Origin of the sequence: Haloferax sp. Atlit-6N (assembly GCF_003383195.1) — an archaeon.
Lineage (GTDB): Archaea > Halobacteriota > Halobacteria > Halobacteriales > Haloferacaceae > Haloferax > Haloferax gibbonsii.
The window spans coordinates 409,854-430,536 of the sequence record NZ_QEQJ01000001.1; the positions used below are offsets into that span (position 1 = coordinate 409,854).

At 68.3% G+C, this 20,683-nt stretch carries 21 protein-coding genes; 13 read left to right on the top strand and 8 right to left on the bottom strand.

What is annotated here, in order from left to right; all coding sequences use genetic code 11:
* Window positions 1–151 precede the first annotated feature (151 nt).
* Both DEQ92_RS02050 and DEQ92_RS02055 read left to right on the top strand, forming a co-directional pair.
* The gene (locus DEQ92_RS02050; protein ID WP_233510312.1) at window positions 152–718 is read left to right on the top strand and encodes a LysE family translocator; all 567 of its coding nucleotides are present in this window, start codon (window positions 152–154) and stop codon (window positions 716–718) included.
* A gap of 112 nt (window positions 719–830) precedes the next feature.
* Window positions 831–1,256, top strand: a complete 426-nt coding sequence (locus DEQ92_RS02055) for an OsmC family protein (protein ID WP_004977224.1) — start codon at window positions 831–833, stop codon at window positions 1,254–1,256.
* Between the two features lie 84 nt (window positions 1,257–1,340).
* Here DEQ92_RS02055 and DEQ92_RS02060 read toward each other — a convergent pair whose 3' ends face one another.
* Window positions 1,341–2,147: an aminoglycoside N(3)-acetyltransferase gene (locus DEQ92_RS02060; protein WP_115820363.1), complete on the bottom strand. Its 807-nt coding sequence runs from the start codon at window positions 2,145–2,147 to the stop codon at window positions 1,341–1,343.
* A gap of 84 nt (window positions 2,148–2,231) precedes the next feature.
* Between DEQ92_RS02060 and DEQ92_RS23710 the strand changes: the two genes are divergently transcribed.
* Window positions 2,232–2,480 carry a hypothetical protein gene (locus tag DEQ92_RS23710; protein WP_193363462.1) on the top strand — a complete coding sequence of 83 codons (249 nt, stop codon included), beginning with the start codon at window positions 2,232–2,234 and terminating at the stop codon, window positions 2,478–2,480.
* A gap of 4 nt (window positions 2,481–2,484) precedes the next feature.
* Here the strand turns inward: DEQ92_RS23710 and DEQ92_RS02070 are convergent, their stop codons facing one another.
* The 5 genes from DEQ92_RS02070 to DEQ92_RS02085 form a co-directional block, all read right to left on the bottom strand.
* Window positions 2,485–2,709, bottom strand: coding sequence for a hypothetical protein (locus DEQ92_RS02070; protein WP_050458987.1), 225 nt, complete (start codon window positions 2,707–2,709; stop codon window positions 2,485–2,487).
* A 140-nt stretch (window positions 2,710–2,849) separates the two neighbouring features.
* On the bottom strand, window positions 2,850–2,978 hold the full coding sequence (locus DEQ92_RS24380; protein WP_255564049.1) for a hypothetical protein: 129 nt from the start codon (window positions 2,976–2,978) through the stop codon (window positions 2,850–2,852).
* Between the two features lie 55 nt (window positions 2,979–3,033).
* A complete protein-coding gene (surE, locus tag DEQ92_RS02075) occupies window positions 3,034–3,825 on the bottom strand; it encodes a 5'/3'-nucleotidase SurE (protein WP_050458986.1) in 792 nt (263 codons plus the stop codon).
* Window positions 3,826–3,909: 84 nt separating this feature from the next.
* The gene (locus DEQ92_RS02080; protein ID WP_004977229.1) at window positions 3,910–5,313 is read right to left on the bottom strand and encodes a small ribosomal subunit Rsm22 family protein; all 1,404 of its coding nucleotides are present in this window, start codon (window positions 5,311–5,313) and stop codon (window positions 3,910–3,912) included.
* Between the two features lie 88 nt (window positions 5,314–5,401).
* Entirely contained in the window at window positions 5,402–6,214 is an 813-nt protein-coding gene (locus DEQ92_RS02085; protein ID WP_004977231.1) for a prephenate dehydrogenase/arogenate dehydrogenase family protein, read from the bottom strand.
* Between the two features lie 145 nt (window positions 6,215–6,359).
* Here DEQ92_RS02085 and DEQ92_RS02090 point away from each other — a divergent pair, with 145 nt between their 5' ends.
* Entirely contained in the window at window positions 6,360–7,205 is an 846-nt protein-coding gene (locus DEQ92_RS02090) for an NAD(P)-dependent oxidoreductase (protein ID WP_115820364.1), read from the top strand.
* 168 nt (window positions 7,206–7,373) lie between these two features.
* Window positions 7,374–7,895, top strand: coding sequence for a hypothetical protein (locus DEQ92_RS02095; protein ID WP_115820365.1), 522 nt, complete (start codon window positions 7,374–7,376; stop codon window positions 7,893–7,895).
* A 67-nt stretch (window positions 7,896–7,962) separates the two neighbouring features.
* Here the strand turns inward: DEQ92_RS02095 and DEQ92_RS02100 are convergent, their stop codons facing one another.
* Window positions 7,963–9,138 (bottom strand): Xaa-Pro peptidase family protein, encoded by a 1,176-nt coding sequence (locus tag DEQ92_RS02100; protein ID WP_008093067.1) that lies wholly within the window; start codon window positions 9,136–9,138, stop codon window positions 7,963–7,965.
* Window positions 9,139–9,438: 300 nt separating this feature from the next.
* On the opposite strand from DEQ92_RS02100, the gene aroA reads away from it, so the two are divergent.
* Window positions 9,439–10,731, top strand: coding sequence for a 3-phosphoshikimate 1-carboxyvinyltransferase (gene aroA / locus DEQ92_RS02105; protein ID WP_008093066.1), 1,293 nt, complete (start codon window positions 9,439–9,441; stop codon window positions 10,729–10,731).
* 91 nt (window positions 10,732–10,822) lie between these two features.
* Window positions 10,823–12,064 carry an alkaline phosphatase family protein gene (locus tag DEQ92_RS02110; RefSeq protein ID WP_115820366.1) on the top strand — a complete coding sequence of 414 codons (1,242 nt, stop codon included), beginning with the start codon at window positions 10,823–10,825 and terminating at the stop codon, window positions 12,062–12,064.
* Here the strand turns inward: DEQ92_RS02110 and DEQ92_RS02115 are convergent.
* Window positions 12,053–12,574, bottom strand: coding sequence for a DUF6653 family protein (locus DEQ92_RS02115; protein ID WP_049968400.1), 522 nt, complete (start codon window positions 12,572–12,574; stop codon window positions 12,053–12,055). The genes DEQ92_RS02110 and DEQ92_RS02115 overlap by 12 nt on opposite strands.
* Window positions 12,575–12,680: 106 nt before the next feature.
* On the opposite strand from DEQ92_RS02115, the gene aroC reads away from it, so the two are divergent.
* From aroC to DEQ92_RS02145, 6 genes are all read left to right on the top strand, one after another.
* Window positions 12,681–13,838: a chorismate synthase gene (gene aroC / locus DEQ92_RS02120; protein ID WP_004977238.1), complete on the top strand. Its 1,158-nt coding sequence runs from the start codon at window positions 12,681–12,683 to the stop codon at window positions 13,836–13,838.
* Window positions 13,839–14,037: 199 nt separating this feature from the next.
* Entirely contained in the window at window positions 14,038–15,933 is a 1,896-nt protein-coding gene (locus DEQ92_RS02125) for a 2-oxoacid:acceptor oxidoreductase subunit alpha (RefSeq protein ID WP_049905225.1), read from the top strand.
* Window positions 15,934–15,936: 3 nt separating this feature from the next.
* Window positions 15,937–16,875, top strand: coding sequence for a thiamine pyrophosphate-dependent enzyme (locus tag DEQ92_RS02130; protein WP_004977240.1), 939 nt, complete (start codon window positions 15,937–15,939; stop codon window positions 16,873–16,875).
* A 118-nt stretch (window positions 16,876–16,993) separates the two neighbouring features.
* A complete protein-coding gene (gene lrpA1 / locus DEQ92_RS02135; RefSeq protein ID WP_004043634.1) occupies window positions 16,994–17,422 on the top strand; it encodes an HTH-type transcriptional regulator LrpA1 in 429 nt (142 codons plus the stop codon).
* Window positions 17,423–17,529: 107 nt separating this feature from the next.
* Window positions 17,530–18,846 carry a DNA polymerase IV gene (dinB, locus tag DEQ92_RS02140; protein ID WP_115804783.1) on the top strand — a complete coding sequence of 439 codons (1,317 nt, stop codon included), beginning with the start codon at window positions 17,530–17,532 and terminating at the stop codon, window positions 18,844–18,846.
* Window positions 18,847–18,909: 63 nt separating this feature from the next.
* Window positions 18,910–20,667, top strand: a complete 1,758-nt coding sequence (locus tag DEQ92_RS02145; RefSeq protein WP_050458982.1) for a helicase HerA domain-containing protein — start codon at window positions 18,910–18,912, stop codon at window positions 20,665–20,667.
* The last annotated feature ends 16 nt before the right edge of the window (window positions 20,668–20,683 follow it).

The following is a 20,683-nucleotide window of genomic DNA, read 5'->3' on the forward strand; positions in this document are numbered from 1 at the left end:
TTCGACCCCCGGCGATAGAGCTATCACCCGGCGACGCATCGAAGCGGCCACGAGGTGATGTCTATTAACGACCACAATCGGAATCTTCGTCCGCGGACTCGTTCTCGGCGTCTCGATAGCCGCACCGGTCGGTCCAATCGGCGTCCTGTGCATCCAGCGAACGCTTTCTAAGGGCCGTCTCTCGGGCTTCGTCAGCGGACTCGGAGCGGCGTCCGCGGACGCGGTCTACGGGGCCATCGCGGGGTTCGGCCTCGCCGCGCTCTCGTCGGTCCTGCTCGGACACCGTAACGGAATCGCCCTCGCTGGCGGGGTAATCCTCCTGTACATCGGCTTGCAGTCGATTCGAGGCGACCCGGCGTCCGTCGAGTCGGCACCGACGACCGAGCAGTCGGCCGTCGCACCGCCCGACTCGAACCCCCGGACGCTCGTCGCCGACTTCGGGTCGACGTTCCTCCTGACGCTGACGAACCCGGTGACGATACTCGCCTTCGTGGGTATCTTCGCCGGCTTGGGCGTCGGCGTCTCGGGCGACTACCTGGCGGCGGCGGTCCTCGTCGCGGGCGTCTTCGCCGGGTCGGCGCTCTGGTGGCTCGTCCTGAGCGCCGCCGTCGACCGCGTCCGGGAGCGAGTCACCCCGGCGGTCCTCCGGCGGGTGAACCAACTCGCGGGCGTCGTCATCGTCGGGTTCGGGGTCGCCGCGCTCTGGAGCGGCCTGTAGCGCCCCGCCCCGACTCCCGGCTCCGGCCGAGCCCCGCCGAGTCCCGCCGACCTTCTTCGAACCGCTCCTCGTCGTCACCTCCATATCGCTGGCGACCGTAGGCGTGCGTGAGATGCCCACGCACAAAGCGGAGACGACCTGGACCGGTGGCAAAGACGGCAGCGGCGAGTTCTCGACGGAGAGCGGGACCGTCGAGGGAACGTTCACGTTCCCGACGCGGTTCGAGGACGAACTCGGGTCGAACCCCGAGGAACTCATCGGCGCGGCCCACTCCGGCTGTTTCTCGATGCAGTTGACCGCGTTCCTCGAAGGCGAGGGCTACGCGCCGACGAGCCTCCACACATCGGCCGACGTGCACCTCGACCCGGCCGACGGCGGCGGCTTCGAAATCTCTCGAATCGACCTGACGCTCGACGCCGACGTGCCCGACATCGACGAGGAGACGTTCGCCGAACTCGCCCAGCGCGCGAAGGAGAGCTGTCCGGTGTCGAAGGCGCTCGCCGGACCGGAAATCACGCTGACCGCGACGCTCGCCTGAGCGGGCGAGCGGGCGAGCGGGCGCGTCGAATCCAGCATCGCGTCCGTCGTCGCGAGCCGACCGAGTCGGCCGCAGCACTCCACTTCAGCGGTTCGACTCGAACCAGTCTTCGGCGAAGTCGACCAGCGCGGGCTGGTCGAGGAGCGTCGCCGTCGCGGCCGCGACCGAGCCCTCGGTCGCGCCGACGGCCGTCTCGAACGCCTCGCCGACTTCCTCGAAGTCGTCGGTCTCGACCTCGATGTCCTCGTACTCGACGACGACGCGCTCGCCGTCTCGGAGCAGCGGCGCGCGCTCCGTCGTCCGCGTCTTCTCGAAGTCCGCGCGGTGTTCGGCGAGGTGGAGCGAGGTGTCGTTCCCGTGGCCGACGCCGAGCAGGAGCACGTCGCCGCCGCGGTCGTACACCCGCGCCAGCGGCGACCCGTCGCCGAGGCCGTCGTCGAGTTCGTGGCCGCCGACGATTTCCTCGGCGGCCGCGCCCCACGCCGCGAAGGAGACCGTCGGGTGCTCGCTGCGGACGACGCCGGGGTAGTTGCGGAAGCACTCGGGCACCGCGCCCATCCCGCGAGTGGGCGTCACGTCGGGGCGGAACGGCGGCATCGACTCGCCGATGACGTCGACCCAGCCGTCGGGGACCGGGGGGTTCTCCCACGCCGACGGGTCGGTGTACTGGCCCGTGTGGGTCGGCATGACCAGCGTCCCGTCGTCGGTCAGCACCGTCTCGAGGGCGTCCACGACCGCCTGCGGGCCACCGGCGACCCAGCCGAGCGAACTGAGCGACGAGTGCACGAGGAGGGTGTCGCCGGCCGCGACGCCGAGCGCGCGGAGGTCCGCGGCGAGCGACTCGACGGTTCCCGGCTCGTCCACGCGCTCGACCGCATCTGCTTCGGACATACGCGTCCGTCGGCCGGCCCGGGATTCAATCTTTGGTGTCGGTCGACCGAAAGGTCCAACTCCGACCTCGGCGACGCGTTCGGTATGTCACGCGTCTCCGCCCGCGACGCTCTCCGCTACGCGACCGAAGACGACGCCATCGCGCTCTTTGCCGTCATCCTCGGCGGCTGGGTGTTTTTGACCGTCGGGAGCGTCGCCCTCGCGGGCTACGGGTTCGGACTGATGTTCGCTCTCGGAATCCTCGCCTCGCTCGCCGGGGCGCTCGCGGTGTTCGCCGGCGTCGTCGGCCTCGCGTACAAACTGCTGGTGGACAGTCGCCGGGCGGCGGAGTGAGAAATCAGTTCACCGCCCGAGAGAAGCCGACGAAGGCCACGTAACAGAGTCCGCCCATCACGAGAAAGACGAACTGGTAGCCGGTGTTCGAAACGATGTCGACGACCGACTGCGCCGGTCGGAGCAGTTTCAGCCACAGCAGCGTACCCGCACCGAGCACCGCGACGACCCAGAGACCTCCCAAGAGCGGCCGCTGTTTCAGATACTCGTTGAGTTCGTTGCGGTTCATGTTAACTACCCCACACTAATGGGTTGAAAAGGCGACGGTGGAAAGTCGGGTCGCGTGGGAGGTGCAGTGACGTGAATCGTCTCGTGAACCGCCACATGAACCGTCCCGTCCGGTCGGCAGGTGTTCCGCAGTCGCGGACCTCAGAAGAACTGCTCGAACAGTCGCCCGAGGAGGAGGATGACGAGCGGGATGCTAAACAGCACCGCGATAGTGGCGAGAAAGCCGGTGACGCTCCCCGACTCGGCGGCGGCTTGGAGAAACAGGGTCATCGGTCTCGTCGGGGTTTCAGACCCCGCCGACATACGTTTTGTTGCCCTCAGGCGCTCACTCCAGATACGTCTCGGCGAGCGCGTCCAGCGCCTCGTGGCGGTGGGTCGTGTGCGGCGCGGTCAGCGGCGAGACCGACACGCGGCCCTCGACGACGGCCCGGCGGTCGGTGCCGTCGGGGTCCGGGATGTCGCCGGTTCGCATCCGCTCCCAGACGCGGTCGTGGAGCTTCACGGTCCCGTTTTCGAACTCCGCGGTCATGTCGTACAGCTCCGAGGGGACGGTCACCTGCATGTCCGCCGGGTCGCCGCTGGGGTCGCGCATGGGCGCGTTGACGTTGAGGTAGTCGCACTGCTCGAAGACGCCGGCCGGCTCGGCGTGTTTGACGAGGTACGACGCGGCGTGGGTCGCCTCGCGGAAGTCCCGCGGGTCGGTCGCCTTCTCGTGCCACGGCAGGTCGCCGCCGGCGGGGACGTACAGCGAGAGGGCGATGGCGGGCACGTCGAAGAACGCGGCCTCGACGGCGGCGCTGACGGTCCCCGACCGGCCGAGGACGTACGCGCCGATGTTGGCTCCCTTGTTGATGCCGGAGACGACCATGTCCACGTCGGGACACAGCGCCTCTAAGCCGGCGACCGTGCAGTCGGCGGGCGTCCCCTCCAGCGCGTAGCCGAGTTCGTGCTCGGTGACGACCGCGTCGGTGGACATCTTCCGGCCGACCGCGCTTTGGTCCGTCGCGGGCGCGACCGCCGTCACGTCGGCGAACTCCGAGAGGGCGTCGTAGAGCGCGCGGAAGCCGACGCTCTCGATGCCGTCGTCGTTGGTGAGGAGGATGCTGGGTTCGCTCATGGTCCGACTGGGGACGGAGCGCGCAAAAAGCCACCCGTCGGACGCAACGTGTCCCGAGGAACGGCGGCGGCCGACGCGCCCCGCTCAGGCGACGCGGTCGACGAGCGTCTCGTCGTCGACGACGAGGTTGTACGCCTCCTCGTCGTCGTTCCAGAGCGCGAGGACGTTCTCGAAGACGAGCACGTCGCCGTAGTCGGCGTCGGCCACGTCGGCGTTCAGCACGGTCTCGCGCGTGCGGACGGCGTAGTGGTCGACCGCCTCGCTGCCGTCGCCGATTTTGAACACCTGGTTGTTGCCCTCCGAGAGGTCGTGGCTCAGTTTGACCGCGAGGAGGTCGATGCGGTTCGTGACGTGGCGCTCCATCTCGGCCATCTTGGCGAACCGCGCGGGGTTCCCGCGAACGTCGAGGCGACGCTCGCCGTCGGTCCGGAGGACGCTGTAGGAGTACTGCACGTCCACGTTGACGAAGGTTCCCTCGTCCTCGTCGCCGTCGCGACCCTCGTCGAGGCGGCGCTGGAACCCCGGCACGTCGAGGTCCGGCTTCACGTCGAACGACCAGCCCCGGTCCGAGGGCGCGTAGCCGTCCCAGAGGCGGAGCGTCGGCGAGTACACGGTCACGTCGCCGTCGGCGGGCGCGACCTCGCGTTCGACCTCGCGGAGGCCGATACTCGTGTTTCTGTCCGCCGGCGCGATGGCGACGATTGCGCCGTCGTCGGCGAGGGCGTCGAGGTACTTCTCGACGACCGCGACCGGGTCGTCGAGCTCGCTCAGGACGCTGGCGAAGAGGACGATATCGTACTCGCCGTCGGGGTCGAACGCCTCGGCGGTCTCGCGGTGGACGGTCGTCCGGAAATTCCGGCGCGTCTCGCCGAGCATCCGGTCGAGCACGTCGGCGGAGGCGCTCGGTTCGACCGCGTGGTAGTCGACGACGGCGTCGTCGGGGAGGTAGTCGTGCAGACCGAGCGCGGGGCCGCCGGTTCCGGCACCCACGTCGAGCACGCGGGGATTACGGGGGAGCAGGCTCCGTTCGGCGAGGTCCGAGAGGACGTAGCCGACGGCGGCGTAGTAGTCCGGAAGGTGGTATATCCCGTAGCCGAGCGCGGCGTCCTCGTCGTACTCGACGGGGTTGCCCCGGTAGTAGTCCTCCTTGAGTTGGCGGACGCGCTCCCGGAGGCGGTCGCCGGAGTCGTCGACGTGCCAGTTCGCGCCGTAGCGCCCGATGAGCAGGTCTTCGAGGGCGAAGGAGTAGTCGTCGGGGAAGGCCGCGGGCGACCAGTTCTGAAACGGCGCGGGGTCGTCGTTCGCGGGGACGAACGTGCCGTCGTCGCGCTCGAAGAGGCCGAGGTCGTGGGCCTCCTCGCGGAGCGTCTGTTTCACCACGGCGGGGTGCGGCGCGCCCTCGATGTAGTCGGCTATCTCGTCGGGGTCGATGGGGCGGACGTTTCTGAGGTACTTCGCGTTGTCGCGGACGGCGTCTCTGTCTATCATCGGTGGGCTGTGGAGCGAGTCGCCGTCGCCCGCGCGGCGGGAATCGGGCCCGCGACGGGGCGTCGGCGTCGGTGTCTCCCTTCACTCGTCACTCGATAGGGTCGTGCTTGTCGGTCTGGTCGCGGGTGCGGTCGTCGGCGACGCGGTCGGCACCCGCGCCGACTCCGGTGTCGCCGCGGGAGACGCGCCGGTAGAGGTCGGCGAACGCCTCGTCGTCGGCCGCTGCGAGCGCGCGGGCCGCGTCGGCGACGCGGTCGGCCCCGCCGCCGAACGAAGATTGGATGTCCGCGTACACGCGCGGGGTGCCGCCGGACACCGAGGCGACGAGTTCGTCGAGCGCGGCCGAAATCGGCGTAGCGAACTCCTCGCGCACGTCGTCGGCGGCGAGGCCGAACGCGAGAACGGCGGCGTGGGCGGCCGCCTGCACCGTCTCCATCGCCGCGTCGTGTTCCTCGGGCGTCGTCTCGAAGACGCGGTTGCCGGCCGCGTCGATGTCGGCGAGCAGGGCGTCCGTCTTCGGCCCCGATTCGTCGGCGACGGCGGCGACGTTGCCGGGGGCGTTGTGCGGCGCGAAAAGCGGGTGGAGGCTGAGTCGCTCGCGGTCGGGGAGGTGGTCGCGCATCGCCGCCACCGGCGGTTTCATCGCGCCGGTCACGTCGCACATCGCGGCGTCCGCGCGGTGGGCGTTGTCGGCGACGGCGTCGGCCGCGAGTCGCATCGGAACCGCGAGACAGACCACGTCGAACCGCTCGTCGCCGTCCAGCGGGACCGCCCGGCCGCCCAGCGCGTCCGCTGCGGCGACCGCGCTCTCGGGGTCCGCGTCGGCGAACGCGAGGTCGGCGTCGACGGTGCGGCCGAACCAGCGTCCCATTGCGCCCGCGCCGACGATGAGCACGTCCATCGGTACGGGTGTGGAGGTGCAGCGGCCAAAAGGGAATCGGTGGCGGCGGGTGTGGCGAGACGCCCACCTGCACCCGGCCCGCAAACCACGTTCAACCGACGCCCGGTGTACGAACCATCAAGTGGTCGATGACCGATAGGAAACTATGGCATTCGATGATGTGGATTTCGAGGGTCGGACGGCCTTCATCACGGGAACCAGTCGCGGCATCGGGAAGGCCATCGCGCTCGACCTGGCCGACCGGGGCGCGAACGTCGTCTCGACGGGCAAGACCGTCGACGGGCGCGAGAACCTCCCCGGGACCATCGTCGAGACGACGGAGGAGATACGCGAGCGCGGCGGCGACTCCATCTGGTGTCAACTCGACGTGCGCGACGACGCCTCCGTGCAGACCGCGATCGACGAGACGGTCGACGCCTTCGGCGGCATCGACTTCGTCGTCAACAACGCGGGCGCTATTCACATCGCGGGCTTCGAGGACACGCCGCCGAAGCGGTTCGACCTCCTCATGGACGTGAACGCCCGCGGGGCGTACGCGACGACGCACGCCGCGCTCCCGCACCTCCGCGAGAGCGACCACGCCCACGTGGTCACCTTCTCGCCGCCGATGCCCGCTCGCCCCGCCCCGGGCAAGGTCGCCTACGCGCTCTCGAAGTACGGCATGACGTTCATCGCGCAGTCGCTCGCGGGCGAACTCGACGCCGACGACATCGGCGTGAACGCACTGTGGCCGGTCTCCGCCATCGAGTCCGAGGCGACGCGACACTTCGGGATGGGCACGCCCGAGGACTGGCGCACCCCGCAGATACTGTGCGACGCCGTCGCCGAGTTGTTCTCGCGCGACCCGACTGACTGCACCGGTAATGCGTTCTACGACGAGGAACTGCTGTCCGAGGCGGGCGTCGACGACCTCTCTTCGTACGCCGTCGTCGAGGGAAGCGAACCGGGACCGATGTCGGCCCAACTGTTCGACCCCGAATACGAACGCTGACCCCGATTATCGGCGCTGAGTCTCGGGAGCGGACGTTTATAACGAATGAACTCGAAACCACTCGCGATGAGTTCATACGTCGTCGCAGCTAGAGAGACAGTCCTCTCGACGCGACGGTTTGTCGAATCGGCAATTAGACTTATCTACTGGTGGAGAATCGCCTAGCCCATGGAGTTCCCTCGCCTCCCGACACGAGATACGAGCGGCCAGAAAGTCGTCCTGCCGGACGACTTAGAGGGTGAACAGACGCTCGTGCTCATCAGTTTCGACCGCCGCCAGCAGTCGCTGGTCGGGTCGTGGCGCGGGTTCGCAACGGAGTTGTGCGAGACGTACGGACACTTCGAGTACTACGAACTGCTCGTCCTCGGCGGACGGAGCGGGATGATGCCACCGATGTCCGGCGGCGGAATGTCGCCGGGTGCCGCTCGGAGCCGCACCCACGACAACGCGCTCATCGCGCGGGTGGACAAGACCGCGCTCCAGCGCCGTCTCGGACTGCTCGGCGAGGGCAACATCTACGCGCTCTTCATCGAGGACGGGACGGTCGTCCGGCAGGCAGCGGGCGTACTCACGCCCGAGACGGGCGATGCGCTGGAAGACCTGCTAAAACAGTGGCGCGAGGCCAACTCCGGCTGGACCGACGCGCCCGCCGCTTGCGGCTCGACCGGCGACAACGCCCTCGATAGCTGATTTTCTCCGCCGACGCCGATTCGGATTCGGATTCGGCGCTCGTTCCGATTCCGCGCTCTCGCGCCGGCTACTCGACGACGAGTTCGACCGGGTACTCAGTCAGGTTCTCGTAGCCGTCTTCGGTGACGACGACGAGGTCTTCGATTCTGACGCCGCCGATTTCGGGGTCGTACAGCCCCGGCTCGATGGTGATGACGTGACCGGGGCGAAGCTCCTCGCCGCTCGGGCTCAGCGACGGGAGTTCGTGCACGTCGAGGCCGACGCCGTGACCCGTGCTGTGGATGAATCCGGTCTCGGCCGAGGGGTCGGCGCGGAGCGTACTCTCGCCGGCTGCCTCGTACACGTCGCAGACGGCATCGTGTACGTCCTTACCGGTCGCGCCCGGCTCGACGGCGTCGAGAGCGGCCTCGAACGCCTCCTCGGTGAGGTCGAACCACTCGCGTATCTCGGGCGACGGCTCGCCTTTCACGAACGTCCGGGTCATGTCGCCGTTGTACTTCGTCTCCTTGTCGCGCGGGAAGATGTCGATGATGACGGCCTCATCGGCGTGCAGCGGGCCGCTCCCGCGGTCGTGCGGGTCGGCGGCGTCGGCCCCGCAGGCGACGATGGTCTCGTCGAGGGCGCAGCCGTGTCGCAGGAGCGTCACCTCGATTTCCTCCCTGACGCGCTCGCTCGTCAACGGGTCGCCTTCGTAGGTGAGCGTGCCGTCCTCGGCCACGTCGGCGGCGCGGATGAGGCCCTCGGCGGCCCGCATCGCGGCCTCGTTGGCGTCCTGTGCGGCGTGGATGTGCTCGACTTCCTCGTCGGACTTCACCGCGCGGATGTTCGTGAGCACGTCGTCGGCCTCGGCCTCGACTGTGACGCCCTCCTCGCGCAGGGCGTCGGCGGTGCCGAGCGGGAAGTCCGCGGGGACCGCGAGCGACCCGACCCCGTAGTCGGCGAGGAACGCCGCGACCGTCTTCGCCTTCCCGACGACTGCCCCGTGTTCGGCGTGCTTGTCGCGGTAGTCGTAGTCGGAGAGCCGCGAGACGGTGTCGGCGCGGCTCTCTTTCTTCGCGCGGCCGAACTCCAGCGTCGAGACGAGGAGGTGGATTCCCTCCGGCGTGTAGAGCGTCACGTACGGGTCCGGCGCGTCGAACCCAGAGAGGTACAGCTGGTTGGAGTCGCTCCCGTCGGCCGAGATGAGATAGCCGTCGAACTCGTCGCCGAGGAACTCGGCCAGCGGTGAGAAATCGGGTTCCATACTCCGGGGTTCGCCCGGCCGGTAGTAAAGCTCTCGCGTCGCGGTCGGCGGGTTCCGGTATCGACTCCGCGACACGCCTCTTCGGGCGGGAGACGCGCCGCGAATCGGCCGCCGGAACTCGTCGCGCGCGGGGTGCGGCGGAACGCCGCGGCCCGCGGCGCTCATCCCGAACACAGTACGCTCGCCCGCGATATATGTTTGTTGGCAAACAAGAAACCGAGTGACCGCGCCTCCGTCGCCGTCCGGGAGAACGTCGCCGCGTCCGGTACCCTGATACCGGACCCTGCCGACCCCTCGCGTATGGACGCGCACGTCTCCCCGTCTCGGGTCGCCGGACGCACCCGAGCGCCGCCGTCGAAGAGTTACACCCACAGAGCCGTCCTCGCCGCGGGCTACAGCGACGAGGCGGTCGTCCGCGACGCGCTCGTCAGCGCCGACACCAAGGCGACCATGCGCGCGGTCGAGGCCTTCGGTGGGTCGGTCGACCGCGACGGCCAGACGGTCGAGGTCGCCGGCTTCGGCGGTCGCCCGGGCACGCCCGGCGACGTAGTCAACTGCGAGAACTCGGGGACGACGATGCGCCTCGTCACCGGCTGTGCGGCCCTCGGCGACGGTCTGACGGTCCTCACGGGCGACGCCTCGCTCCGGTCGCGCCCCCACGGCCCACTTCTCGACGCCGTCTTCGACCTCGACGGCCGCGCCGAGAGCACGCGCCGAAACGGGCAGGCCCCGCTCGTCGTCGGCGACGGCATGACCGGCGGCACGGTCGAGATTCCCGGCGACGTGTCCTCGCAGTTCATCACCGCGCTCCTCATGGCCGGCGCGGTCACAGAGGAGGGCATCGACGTCGAACTCACGACCGAACTCAAGTCCTCGCCGTACGTCGATATCACGCTCGAACTCCTCGCCGACTTCGGCGTGGAAGCGACCCGGACCGACGACGGCTTTTCCGTTCCCGGCGGCCAGTCGTACGCCCCCGAGGGCGGCGCGTACAGCGTCCCCGGCGACTTCTCGTCTATCTCCTACCTGCTCGCGGCCGGCGCGGTCGCGGGCGCTGAGGGCGAAGACGTTGTCATCGAGGGCGCGCGCCCGTCCGCACAGGGCGACAGCGCCATCGTCGACATCGTCCGCGACATGGGCGCGACGGTGGACTGGGACGAGGACGCGGGCGAACTGACCGTCTCCGCGGCCGACCTGACCGGCACGACCGTGGACGTGGGCGACACGCCCGACCTGCTCCCGACCATCGCGGTCCTCGGCGCTATCGCCGACGGCGACACGGTCATCGAGAACTGCGAGCACGTCCGGTACAAGGAGACCGACCGCGTGAGCGCGATGGCTGAGGAACTCGCGAAGATGGGCGCGAACGTCACCGAACAACAAGATAGGCTCACGGTTCACGGCGGCGAGACCGACCTCGTCGGCGCGGCGGTCGACGGCCGCGGCGACCACCGCATCGTCATGTCGCTCGCGGTCGCCGGCCTCGTCGCGGACGGCGAGACGACGATTGCGGGCAGCGAGCATGTCGACGTGTCGTTCCCGAACTTCTTCGAGGCGATGTCCGACCTCGGCGCCGAGATGACCGAGAACTGACCGGGGCGCACCGCCCACCTCGGCTGGCCAGAGCGGCACCGAGCCCCCGGCCGACGAAATCTTTTTCGCCCGCCCGGACGCCGACCGTGGTATGTTCGACGCCGACGCGCAGGCGCTCCGCGAGCGACAGTCGGACGGCGACTATCTCCTGCCGGCCTACGACGACTGGTGTTTCTCGCGGATTCCGGGGACCCTCGCCGACCTGCTCGGCGCGGACGTCGGACCGCGGCTCCCCGCCGAAGCCACCGCGGGTTACGACGACGTGTCACGGGTGATCGTCTTCCTCGTCGACGGCTTCGGCCTCGCCCAGTGGGACGGCGAGCGCGATCGGATTCCCTTCCTCCGGGAGTTCGAGCGCGCGGGCCGCGTCACCCCGCTCACCACCGTCTTCCCGTCGGAGACGGCCGCCGCGATGAACACGTTCCACTCGGGAGCGTTGCCGTCGGAGCACGGCGTCGTCGGCTGGAACGTCTACGACCCCGACGCCGACGAGATGTTCGAGGCGCTGCCCTTCCTCCGGAAGGACGGCACCCAGCCGGAGCGAATCGACCGCGCCGACGTGGCCGACTGCGAGAGCGTCTATCCCGACCTCGCCGCCGCGGGCGTCGAGACGCACCACGTGACGCCGTTCCCGTCCGAGGAGACGGTCCCGCACACCTACGACCCGGAGGACCTCTCGACGTTCTCGGACGCCTTCGAGGAGGCGGTCGAGTCGGCCGTGGACCCGTCCTACGTCTTCGCGTACCTTCCGCAGACCGACGCCGTGGCGCACACTGAGGGCGTCGACTCCGAGGCGTACCGCGAGACGGTCGACGAGACCTTCGACCGCGTGGAGAACGCGATAGCGACGCTCGCGGAAGCGACCGACGAAGACGACGCGGGCGAGACGCTCGTCTGTCTCACCGCCGACCACGGCCTCGTCGACACCGACCCCGAGCGCAACCCCGACCTCTCGGAGCCGCCGTTCGACCTCGTCTCCGACCTGCGGACGCTCACGGACGGGACGCCGATTCGGTTCTCGGGGAGCCCGCGGAACGTCCACCTCCATCTGAGAGACGACCGAATCGAACCGGTCTACGACCTGCTCACGACCGAGTTGGACGCGCGGGTGTTCCGGAAGCGCGAGGTGCTGGAGCGGGAACTGTTCGGCCCCGCCCCCTCGCCGACGTTCGAGCGACGACTCGGCGACCTCGTGGTCGTCCACCGGAACCTCGGCGTCTGGTACGGCGACGAGGAGCCGGGGAACCTCGGCTTCGTCGGCATGCACGGCGGACTCCACCCCGACGAGATGCTGATTCCGTTTGCCACGGCGACACTGGACTCACTCCGGTGACTTCGCTTCCTCGGGGCCGTGGCCCGTCACGCCCGTCTCTCGCACGACGGCGTCGACCCACCAGAGCTTGAGGACCATCACGCCGAGCGTACCGAGGAGCGTGCCGACCGGGTTGCGCTGAATCGCCGAGACGAAGGCGTAGAGCGTGACCGGGACGTTGAGGACGTTGAGCACGTTCGGGTAGTCGAGGCCCATCGTCCCGCGCTCGGCGTCGAGCCACTCGCGCTCGGCGAGGACGATTCGGCTGAGGTAGTTGTCCGTGCGCGCGGGCCGCGGGAACAACACCGGGTTGACCGCGGTGAACGCGACGGCGGCGAGAAAGAGCCGGCGGTTCCGTCGGTAGACCGCGTACATCAACACGGGATAGACGAGGATTCGCGTGCCGGCGCTCCACGGGTTGGCGTGGCGCTCCCAGAACGCCGCTTCGAAGCGGCCGCGGAGTCCGGACGCGGCGTCGGAGTCGGAGTCGAGGTCGGAGGCGGCGGGGCCGGTGGGGGGCGTCGGTTCCATACGGCGGATTCGTCGTCGTCGACCATGAACGTGGGGTCGCCGAACCACCGCCCACGATTGCACCTTTCTACAAACACTAAATGGGCGGCCACCCGAGGGGCGGGTAATGAACGGCAACGAATTCGGTCGTCTCTTTCGGATGACCACCTACGGCGAGAGCCACGGCGACGCGATGGGCGTCACGGTGTCCGGCTGTCCCGCCGGCGTGGAGCTCTCGGTCGAAGACGTGCAGCACGAACTGGACCGACGGAAGCCGGGCCAGTCGATGATTACGACGAGCCGCGGCGAACCGGACGCCGTCGTCGTCAACTCCGGCGTGCAGGACGGCTACACGACGGGCACGCCCATCGGGATGGTCGTCCAGAACAAGGACGCCCGCTCGGGCAAGTACGAGCCCTACGTGACCGCGCCGCGGCCCTCCCACGGCGACTTCACGTACTCGGCGAAGTTCGGCACGCGCAACTGGGGCGGCGGCGGGCGCTCGTCCGCGCGCGAGACGGTGAACTGGGTCGCCGCCGGCGCGGTGGCCAAGCAGGTCATCGAGCAGAGCGACTACGACATCGAGGTGAAGGCGCACGTGAACCAGATCGGCGACGTGGAAGCGCCGGAGGTCTCCTTCGACGACCTGCGCGAGCACACGGAGGAAAACGACGTGCGCTGTGCGCACCCCGAGACCGCGGCGGAGATGCAGGAACTCATCGAGGAGTACCAGAAGGAAGGCGACTCCATCGGCGGCTCGATATACTTCGAGGCGCAGGGCGTCCCTCGCGGCCTCGGCGCGCCGCGGTTCGACTCCTTCTCGGCCCGACTCGGGCAGGCGCTCATGTCGGTGCCGGCGACGACGGCGTTCGAGTTCGGTCTCGGCCGCGAGGCCCGCGAGTGGACCGGCCACGACCGCAACGAGAACTGGGAGTTCGACGAGGAGGGCGACCCCCGTCCGGTCGGCAACAAACACGGCGGCATCCAGGGCGGCATCACGACCGGCGAACCGGTGTACGGCGAACTGACGCTCCACGCGCCCACGTCCATCCCGAAGAAGCAACGGACCGTGGACTGGGAGACCGGCGAGGAAAAGGAGATTCAGGTCGTCGGCCGGCACGACCCCGTCCTCCCGCCCCGCGGCGTCCCGGTCGTCGAGGCGATGCTCTACGTGACCATCCTCGACTTCATGCTCCTCGGCGGACGCATCAACCCCGACCGCCTCGACGGGCAGGCCGGCGAGTACGACACGCCGTACCACCCGTCCAGTCCGGACAACGAGTAGCGAATCCGATTCCGCGTTATCGTTCACTCTATTCGGCGGGCGTGACAGCCCGTTCGTCCACTTTTGACGGTGGGAGGGTGAGTCAGTTTAACAATATTAAGTCCTTCATTATCTTTCCTTGTTAATCCATAGCAAAGTCTTTAATCGGACCCTCCCCAACTTTTCAGGTAGCGCCCCAGCGGGGCCGTGAGCTCAACATATGACTGACCACGAACTTATCTGGCGGATCGCAGGGGGTTCCGGTGACGGTATCGCCTCGACGAGCCAGAACTTCGCCAAAGCCCTGATGCGAGCGGGGCTACACGTTTTCACGCATCGCCACTATCCATCGCGCATCCGCGGTGGCCACACGTACACCGAAGTGCGCGTGAGCGCAGACCCCGTCAAGTCTCGCGGCGACGGGTACAACTTCCTCCTCGCGCTCGGTGACTCCTTCGCCCGCAACCCGAGCGAAGGTGCCTACTACGGCAACGAGGAGATCAAGCCGCTCTCGGAGAACCTCGACGAACTCAACGAAGGCGGCGTCATCGTCTACGACTCCGGTCTGCTCGACGCCTCCGAGATCGAGGACTTCGACGAGCGCGTCGAGGAGAACAACTGGCACGTCTACGACATCGACCTGCGCACCATCGCCCGCGAACACGGTCGCGAGGTCATGCGCAACACCGCCGGTGTCGCCGTCACGTGCGCCATCGCCGACATCGAACCCGACGTCATCAAGAGCCTGATGTCGGACGCGATGCCGGACAAGATTCTCGAACCGAACCTGACCGTCTTCGACGACGCCTACGAGATGGTCCAAGAGGAGTACGACGTCGAGGCTCCCGACGTGTCCGCGCCGACCGGCGAACACGACGAAGAGCAGGTGCTTCTCTCCGGCTCCGACGCCATCGCGTACGGTGCCATCGACGAAGGCTGCCGCTTCATCGCGGGCTACCCGATGACCCCGTGGACGGAAGTCTTCACCATCATGACCCAGAACCTCCCCGAACTCGGCGGCATCTCCGAGCAGGTGGAGGACGAGATCGCCGCGGCCGCGCTGGCAATCGGTGCCTCCCACGCGGGCGTCAAGGCGATGTCCGGGTCCTCCGGTGGCGGCTTCTCGCTCATGTCCGAGCCGCTCGGTCTCGCGGAGATTACCGAGACGCCGCTCGTCCTCGTCGAGGCCATGCGCGCCGGTCCCTCGACGGGCATGCCGACGAAGCCCGAGCAGTCCGACCTCGAACACGTCCTGTACACCTCGCAGGGCGACTCCCACCGCATCGTCTTCGCGCCCGGGACCGCCGCCGAGGCGTACTACCAGACGCGCAAGGCGTTCCAGATCGCCTACGAGTACCAGATTCCGTCCATCGTCCTCTACGACCAGAAGCTCGGGGGCGAACTCTCGAACGTCCCGGCGTCGGTCTTCGACGAGGAGCCGAACGCCGACCTCGGTTCGGTCCTGACGGAAGCGGAACTCGAAGACGCGCCGCACGACGACTCCGGCAAGTACCAGCGCTTCCAGCACGACACCGAAAACGGCGTCTCGCCGCGTTCGCTGCCGGGCCAGAAGGGCGGTCGCTACCTCGCCACGGGTAACGAGCACATGCCCGCGGGTCACATCTCGGAGTCCCCCGAGAACCGCGTCGCGCAGATGAACCGCCGCATGCAGAAGGTCGACAACATCCGCGCCGAACTCGACGCCGACGGCGAGTTCAACACGGTCTACGGCGACGAAGACGCCGACCTCGGCCTCATCACCTTCGGCAGCCAGCAGGGCACCGTCGAAGAGGCCGCCGACGTTCTCAACGAGAAGGGCCACTCGGTCAAGGTCCTCGGCGTCTCCGAGATGATGCCGTTCCCGAAACAGCAGGTCGCGGACTTCCTCGACAGCGTCGACGAGGCGCTCGTCGTCGAGATGACCGCCTCCGCCCAGTTCCGCGGACTCATCTCCAAGGAACTCGGCGGCTACGGCGACCAGATGTCGAGCCTCCTCAAGTACAACGGCAACCCGTTCGAGCCCGCCGACATCGTCGAGGGCTTCGAGACGGCGCTCCTCGAAGGCGAGGAGCTCCCAGACAACCGCACGAAGTTCGTCCCCAAGGTGGGTGAATAAATCATGAGTGCATTCAGCGCAATCGGTGAAGAAACGGAGCAGGACCAAAACGAGTTCACCCCCGGACTCGAACCCCAGCCGACGTGGTGTCCGGGCTGCGGTGACTTCGGTGTCCTCAAGGCGCTCAAGGGCGCGGCGGCCGAACTCGGCCTCTCGCCCGACGAGATGATGGTGACGACCGGTATCGGCTGTTCCGGCAAGCTCAACAGCTACTTCAACAGCTACGGGTTCCACACCATCCACGGCCGCTCGCTGCCCATCGCCCGCGCCGCGAAGCTGGCGAACCCCGGTCTGACCGTGGTCGCCGCCGGCGGCGACGGCGACGGCTACGGCATCGGTGGCAACCACTTCATGCACACCGCTCGTGAGAACCACGACATCACCTACATCGTGTTCAACAACGAGATCTTCGGCCTCACGAAGGGCCAGACCTCGCCCACGTCGCCGATGGGTCACAAGTCGAAGACCCAGCCCCACGGCTCGGCTAAGACGCCGCTCCGCCCGCTCTCGATGTCCCTGAACGCCGGGGCGTCGTACGTCGCGCGGACGGCCGCCGTCAACCCGAACCAGGCGAAGGACATCATCGTGGAAGCCATCCAGCACGACGGCTTCTCCCACGTCGACTTCCTCACGCAGTGTCCGACGTGGAACAAGGACGCCCGTCAGTACGTCCCGTACATCGACATCAACGACTCCGAAGACTACGAGTTCGACAACACGAACCGCTCGGAGGCCTCGGAGATGATGTTCGAGACGGAGAACGCCCTCCACGAGGGCACCGTCCTCACCGGCCGGTACTACGTCGACGAAGACCGCCCGTCCTACCAGCAGGAGAAACAGCGCATCGGCGAGATGCCCGAAGAGCCGCTCGCGGAGCGCTACTTCGACGACTCCTACGAGTGGGAGCGGACGTTCGACAACTTCCTCGACAAGCACAAGTAACGCCGACGACGCGGTAGTCGGCGCTCGGTTCACGGCCGGCGGCCGCGCCGGTTCGATGTGACCGAGAACCCTTTTCGGATTCGCAAGATATTTTTCTCCCGTCGGAAAACCAACGGGCATGGAAACCACGTCCACGGAAGGACGCATCCTCGCGGTCTTGGAGGAAGACGCGAAGGCGTCGTATGCCCAGATCGCAGACAGGGCGGACGTGTCGAAGCCGACGGTTCGGAAGTACATCCGAAAACTCGAGGACGACGGCGTCATCATCGGTTACTCGGCCGACATCGACCCGAAGAAACTCGCCGGGCAGTCTATCGCCATGGTCGGCATCGACGCGACCAGCGAGCGCTACGTCGAGGTCACGCGCATCCTCAAGGAACTCGACTCGGTGGAGGCGCTGTACACGTCCTCCGGTGACCACATGCTGATGGCCGAGGTCCGCGCCGTCGACGGCGACTCCCTCGGCGACGTCATCTCCGACGAGATTCTGTCTATCGACGGCGTCACGGCCGCACACCCCTCGTTCCTGCAGGAGCGACTGAAGTAACGCGACCGATTTCGTCCGCCGCGACCGACCCGCCGCGTCCTTCCCCGTCGCTTTACTTTCGCCGCGCTATCTGAAGCTTCAGGTACGTCGCGCCCGTCCCCTCGACCATGGCGGAGGAGACGCTGCCGGGCACGACCGCCGACGACGGCCCCGACAGCATCGTCCTTCACGTCGACATGGACTGTTTTTACGCCGCCTGCGAGCGCCTGCGCGAGCCCGAGCTCGAAGGCGAGCCGGTGGTGGTCGGCATGGGCTACGAACCCGGCGAGGGCCACGGCGCGGTCGCCACGGCGAGCTACGAGGCCCGCGAGTTCGGCGTCGAGAGCGCCCAGCCGATTTCGACCGCGCTCGAACGCCTCCCGCGAATCGAGGGTCTCGGCCCCGACGGCGACCCCGCGGCGGCGGGCCACTACCGCACCGTCGACCTCGAGTTCTACAAGGAGGTCGCCGCCGACGTGAAGGCGATTCTCCACGACTGCGCCGACGTGGTTCGCGAGGTGAGCATCGACGAGGCCTACCTCGACGTGACCGACCGGACCGCGTGGGACCTCGCTGCCTCGGGCGACCGGACGCTGGCGGAGGGCTTCGCCCGCTACGTGAAACAGCGCATCGCCCGCGAGGTCGGCGTCGCGGCCTCCATCGGCGTCGCGCCGAACATGTCGACCGCGAAAATCGCCTCCGACTTCGACAAGCCCGACGGGCTGGTCGTCGTCCGCCCCGGCGAGGTGCGGTCCTTTCTCGCACCCATCCCTGTCGAGGAGGTCCACGGCGTCGGCCCCGTGACGGCCCGAAAGCTCGGCTCGCTCGGCATCGAGACGGCGGGCGACCTCGCCGAGGCCGACGCCTCGGTCCTCGAAGCCGAGTTCGGCTCCCGCGGCCGCGAACTCCACGAGCGGGCCCGCGGCTACGACGACCGGACGGTCACGCCGACGGGCCGGCCCAAGAGCCTCTCGCGGGAGTCTGCGTTCACCGAGCCGACCGACGACATCGGGGACAAGCGGGAGGTCGTCCGCGCCCTCGCGGCCGACGTGGCCGACCGCGCGAACTCCCGCGGGGCGATGTACCGGACCATCGGCATCAAGGTGGTCGTCCCGCCGTTCGACATCAACACGCGGGCGACGTCGCTTTCCGGGCCCGTGGACGACCCGGAACTCGTCGAGTCGGTCGCGCTCGACTTACTCGACGCCGAGTTCGAAGAGACGACCGTCCGAAAGCTCGGCGTCCGCGTCTCGAAGCTCTCGTTCGCGGACGCGGACCAGTCGAGCCTCGACGGTTGGGAGTCGGCCGGGGCCGGCGGCGACGACATCTCAGACGACCGCGTCGGCGACGGCGCCAGCGACGATACCAGCGACGACGAGCCCCCGAACGCCGGCGGTGGAACCCGCTCGCACGAGGGCCAGTCGTCGCTCGTCGAGTTCGACTGACGCCGCGGGACCGACGGGGCGAGGGGGAGGAACTATGGCCTCCGAGGGAGTCCACCAAACCGGATGACGGATTCGGACACGGAAACCATCTCGGTCGCCGAGATCAGCGACGGTCCAGGGGGAGAGGGAGTCGAAGAGCCGGGGACGACGGTCGACCTGCCGGTGGTCGACATCCTCACCGGTCGGGGGTTCGTCACCGGCAAGTCCGGGTCGGGCAAGTCGAACACGGCGTCGGTCATCATCGAGAACCTGCTGTCGGCCAACTTCCCGGTGCTCATCGTCGACACGGACGGCGAGTACTACGGCCTCAAACAGGAGTTCGAACTGCTCCACGCCGGGGCCGACGAGGAGTGCGACATCCAGGTGAGCCCCGAGCACGCGGAGCGACTCGCCACGCTCGCGCTCGAACAGAACGTTCCCATCATCCTCGACGTGTCCGGCTACCTCGACGACGCGGCCTCCGACGAACTGGTGACGGAGGTCGCGAAACACCTCTTCGCGAAGGAGAAGAAGCTCAAGAAGCCGTTTTTGATGCTCATCGAGGAGTGCCACGAGTACATCCCCGAGAAGGGCGGGATGGACGAGGCGGGCAAGATGCTCATCAAAATCGGAAAGCGCGGTCGCAAACACGGCCTCGGGGTCGTCGGCATCTCCCAGCGCCCCGCCGACGTGAAAAAGGACTTCATCACCCAGTGCGACTGGCTCGTCTGGCACCGCCTCACGTGGCGCAACGACACCAAGGTCGTCGGGCGCATCCTCGGGTCGGAGTACGCCGACGCCATCGAGGACATGGGCAACGGCGAGGGCTTCCTCGTCACCGACTGGTCCGAGTCGATTCGACGCGTGCAGTTCCACAAGAAACAGACGTTCGACGCGGGCGCGACGCCGGGCCTCGACGACTTCGAGCGTCCGGACCTGAAGTCCGTCGACGGCGACCTCGTCTCCGACCTCAAGGAGATCTCCGACGAGAAGGCCAGACAGGAGAGCCGCATCGCCGACCTCAGACAGGAGATAGACAAGAAGGACGCGAAGATTCGACAGCTCGAACGCGAGTTGGAGGAGGCGCGAGACCTCTCGCGGATGGCCGACCAGTTCGCGCAGGCGATGTTCCAGAAGGCAGAAGCGCCCTACCGCGGCGGCGACGGCCGTAACCTCAACCGCCCCACCGAAAAGCAGGCCGCGCTCGGCGAGTACAACGAGGCCACCGACGGCGACGTGGCGAACGCGGCGGCCGACGCCGCCGCTGAGGGCGGCGACGGGACCGAGAACGCCGGCGACACACCGCCTCGGCGACCGCTCGAAGCGCCGTCCGGGCCGCCGTGGCCGACGCACGGACTGCTCTCCGAGAGCGACGAGGCGGAGGCCGACGGCGCGGGCGACGCGGGCGCTGCGGCCGCGCCGGCCGACGACGAGTCGTGGATGGCGGCCGCCGAGATGGGCGACTTCGAGCCGGCGGAACTCCACCCCGCGCCGGGCGCGGAGAGCCGCCGCGACGTGGTCGACCGCATGACGGCCATCGTGAACGCGCTGGGAGACGTCCACCACGGAATGCTCGCGCACTACCGGGAACGCGGCATCTCCGACCCGCTCGCCGCCCACGTCGCCGCGGGCGAGACCGGCGACCAGCACCTCGCCTACGGCCGGAACCGGTCGCTCCGCCGGGCGGGCTTCATCCGCCACGCCGGCCGCGGGAAGTACGAGTACGCGCTGCCGGACCTCGTGAGCGACGAGTACGCGGACCTCTTGGGCGACGACGAACTCCGGGAGACGGTCGCGGCTATCGAGGCGTCGTTCGTCGAAGAAGAAGCCGACGGCGAGTAGACGTCGACACGCGGGC